Below are 3,954 nucleotides of genomic sequence, written 5' to 3'. Positions count from 1 at the left end.
GCGTTCGACCACCGGCACATCTTCATCGACCCCTCGCCCGACGCCGCGTCGTCGTACGAGGAGCGGGCCCGGCTCTTCGCGCTGCCCCGGTCCTCCTGGGACGACTACGACAAGGAGCTGATCTCGGCCGGCGGCGGTGTCTACTCGCGGGCGGTGAAGTCGATCCCGATCTCGGCGGAGGCGAGGGACGCGCTGGGGATCCCGGCGTCGGTCACCGCACTCACGCCCAACGAGCTGATGCACGCGATCCTGTCGGCCCCCGTCGACCTGCTCTGGAACGGCGGCATCGGCACCTATGTCAAGGCCACCGGCGAGTCGCACGCCGACGTCGGTGACAAGGCCAACGACCACATCCGGGTCAACGGCCGCGAGCTGCGCGCCAAAGTCGTCGGCGAGGGCGGCAACCTGGGCCTGACCCAGGGGGGCCGGATCGAGTACGCGCTCGGCGGCGGCCGCATCACGACCGATTTCATCGACAACTCCGCCGGCGTCGACTGCTCCGACCACGAGGTCAACATCAAAATCCTGCTCGACCGCGCGGTCCTCGACGGCACGCTCGACCCGAAGGACCGCAACCCGCTACTCGCCGAGACGACCGACGAGGTCGGCGAGCTGGTCCTGCGCGACAACTACGACCAGGCCACGACCCTGGGCAACTCCCGCGCGCAGTCCCGCTCGCTGCTGTCGGTCCACAGGCGGCTCATCGCCGACCTGGAGCGCCGCGGCCAGCTCGACCGCACGCTGGAGGGCCTGCCCACCGACGAAGAGCTCGACGCGCGCGCCGAGGCGGGGGTCGGTCTGACCTCACCCGAGTTCGCGGTCCTGCTGTCGTACGTGAAGATCGTCCTCGAGCACGAGATCCTGGACTCCGACCTGCCCGACGAGGACTGGACCAACGACGTGCTGGTCGACTACTTCCCGACCCCGCTGCGGGGGCGCTTCGTGGAGGCGATGGCCGAGCACCCGCTGCGCCGCGAGATCGTCACCACGCAGGTGGTCAACCAGGCCGTCAACCGCGGCGGCACGTCGTTCTTCCACCGCACCGTCGAGGAGACCGGGACCGGCGCCGCGGACATCCTCCGGGCATCCGTGGTGATCCAGGAGGTGTACGGCCTGGGCGAGCTGCGCCGCGCCGTCGAGTCCCTCGACAACCAGGTCCCGACGCAGGCGCAGACGGCGGCCTATCTGGCGACCCGGCGCCTGCTCGACCGGGCGGTCCGCTGGCTGGTCACCAACCGGCGGCTGCCGATCGACGTCCCCGGTGAGACCGCCCGGCTGCGCCCCGGCATCTCGCGCCTGCTGCCGCAGCTGGAGACGCTGTTCCGCGGGCGGGAGCGCGAGGCGCTGCAAGCCAACGTCGCCACGCTGCGCGGGCTGGGCCTGCCGATGGAGATCGCGGACGCGACCACCCGGATCATGTACGGCTTCGGTCTCCTCGACATCGTCGAGGTCGCGTCGCGGACGGGCCGGGAGGTCGGCGAGGTCGCCGCGGTCTACTACGTGCTGTCGGAGCGCTTCCGCTTCTTCGACCTGCTGGTGCGGATCTCCAACCTGCCGCGCGAGGACCGCTGGCAGACGCTGGCCCGCATGGCGCTGCGCTACGACCTCTACGCCGCGCTGGCCGCCCTGACGGCGGAGGTCCTCAACGCGACGGCGCCGGACGACGACGCCGTGGCCCGGGTCCACGAGTGGGAGCAGAGCAACGCCACGTCGATCGCCCGCACCCGCAACGCGATCGGCGAGCTCGGCGAGTCCCCGGGCGACCTGGCCACCATCTCGGTGCTGCTCCGCCAGATCCGCACCCTGGTCCGCGCCTCCGCCGCCTGACCGTCCCTGAGGCGGCCAGTCAGTCGCCCTCGATGGGCGGCACATGGAGTTCGGCGGAGGCGTTGCCAGGTCAGGCAGCCGTACGGTCGTCCCGCGTGCTGCCTCGCAACCGGGCGACGATCTGCTCCAACTGCTCGCCCACCTGCCGCAGTTGGGCCTTGAACAGGGGATTGTCCGCTCGGCGGATCTGCTCGCGCAGGACGGTCCGGCGCTTGCCCAGCACTTCCAGGACGACGGCGACGTGCTGGGCCGGCAGCTGGTCGCCGAACTCCTCGAGCGCGGATCGAAGCCGGTCGGCGTCGACGCGGTACGCCCGTTTCGCGGCCGACAGGGGGCTGGAATGCCGGATGTGCGACCGCACGGTGGTCAGGTCCTCGGCCAGCAGCTGACGAACGAGGGCGGCTTCCGTGGCGTCGAAGGTGGCCATGATGACCTCCAAGGGGGAAGGATTCCTGCACCCGTACCGTCGGCAGGATGGCGCGGCGGTCGAGGACGCAAGAGTCCTGTTTCCGCGGGTCCTTCGGCCCTGGCCATCCGGCTCACCAGCTGGAGGCGGTCGCCGCCGGGCGGGCGATCGCGCCGGCGAGGAAGCTCCTGACGCGCTGACCGCGGTGTGCCGTCGCTGCGGCACGCACCTCCAACGTATTCCAACACCAACGTTCTCGCGCGTTCGCTATTGACAACTATCTTTACAGTCGGCGACCATGCTGAAAGCGCTCTCACGTCCGCCACGTGGGGGATGAGCAGGCATGTCCCACCTCCCCGCCCACGCTCAAGAAGGGGCTCAATCGCTGTGACAACTCAACACGAACGAACATTGCCGCACGTGCGCAGCCGAATGAAACTGCTGTCAGCGGCCGCCGTCCTCGCCGTCGCCGTCCCGGCTGCCGTGACCGCGGCGGTGACCGTTGCGGCAACGGCGTCGCTGGCCGTCGGCCCGGCGACGCTGCCCGTCACGGTCACCAACAACACCGGCCGCGGCGACGCCGTCTATCTCTATGTGCTCGGTACCAACCTGAGCACCGGCCGGCTCGGCTACGTCAATGCCGGCGGCGCCTTCACCGCCTGGCCGGCCGGCGGGCTACCGCCCACGCCCGCGCCGGACGTGTCGATCGGCGGGCCCGGCAACGGTGGCTCCGTCACCCTCCAGGTTCCGCGGGGTCTGTCCGGACGGGTCTACTTCTCGCTCGGTCAGAAGCTGAACTTCTACCTCACCCCGGACGGCCTGGTGCAGCCCGCGCCGTGGGCGTCCGGCGACTCCAACCGCGACATCCTCTTCGACTGGAGCGAGTTCACCTACAACGACTCCGGGCTGTGGCTCAACAGCTCGCAGGTCGACATGTTCGCGGTACCGCACGTCGTCAGCGTGACCGGCAGTTCCGGCGTCACGAGCCGCACCGGTGAGCTCGTCTCCGGCGGGCGCGACGCCATCATCAACGGCATCAAGGGCCAGGCCGGCTGGAGCGGTTCGGTGTACACCCGCTCGGACGGCACCGTGCTACGGGTGCTGTCGCCGGGCAAGGCGGCCGACGCCGGGCAGCTGAGCACCACCTACCTGGACTCGTACATCACGTCCGCCTGGAACGCGTACACGTCCAAGACGCTGACCGTGGTGCCGTTCGCCGATCAGCCGAACACGAAGTACTTCGGCCGCACCTCGGGCGCCGTCATGACGTTCACCAACGGGTCGGGCCAGCAGGTCGCCTCCTTCACCAAGCCGTCCAGCGGCGACGTCTGGGGCTGCGCCGGCAACCTCGGCGCGCCGAACGATCTGGTGGTCGGGCCGATCGCCCGGACGCTCTGCGCGGCCCTGAACCGCGGGACGCTGGGCACGATCGACACCCAGCCGAGCACCAACGCGGCCGCGTTCTACCAGAACAACCCGACCAACCAGTACGCGAAGATCATCCACTCGAAGATGGTCGACGGTAAGGCGTACGCCTTCCCCTTCGACGACGTCGGCAACTTCGAGTCGCTCGTGAACGACGGCGACCCGCGCTCGGCCGGCATCACCCTCACCTCGTTCACCGGGGGAGGCGGCGGTGGCGGCGGAAGTGCCGCGGCGGGCACGATCACCGGTCCGGGTGGCAAGTGTGTCGATGTCGCGGGTGATGACACGGGCGGTAA

General features: G+C 70.0%; 3 protein-coding genes. 2 read left to right on the top strand and 1 reads right to left on the bottom strand.

Annotation, left to right across the window (positions count from 1 at the left end):
* On the top strand, positions 1-1,827 hold a 1,827-nt coding region (locus tag ABD352_RS52855; protein ID WP_344620269.1), incomplete at its 5' end, for an NAD-glutamate dehydrogenase domain-containing protein.
* Between the two features lie 70 nt (positions 1,828-1,897).
* Here ABD352_RS52855 and ABD352_RS52850 read toward each other — a convergent pair.
* Positions 1,898-2,254, bottom strand: a complete 357-nt coding sequence (locus tag ABD352_RS52850; RefSeq protein WP_344620268.1) for a hypothetical protein — start codon at positions 2,252-2,254, stop codon at positions 1,898-1,900.
* 399 nt (positions 2,255-2,653) lie between these two features.
* Here ABD352_RS52850 and ABD352_RS52845 point away from each other — a divergent pair.
* A partial coding sequence (locus tag ABD352_RS52845) for a beta-1,3-glucanase family protein (protein WP_344620267.1) occupies positions 2,654-3,954 on the top strand: 1,301 nt, incomplete at its 3' end.

This window comes from Dactylosporangium salmoneum, from assembly GCF_039532525.1.
Taxonomy (GTDB): Bacteria; Actinomycetota; Actinomycetes; order Mycobacteriales; family Micromonosporaceae; genus Dactylosporangium; species Dactylosporangium salmoneum.
The sequence above is the reverse complement of the archived record's forward strand: the minus strand, read 5'-3'. Positions and strand labels throughout refer to the sequence as shown.

What these genes read in the sequence shown, in the direction of transcription:
- ABD352_RS52850 (WP_344620268.1), bottom strand. Translation starts at nt 2,254, where the DNA reads ATGGCCACCTTCGACGCCACGGAAGCCGCCCTCGTTCGTCAGCTGCTG.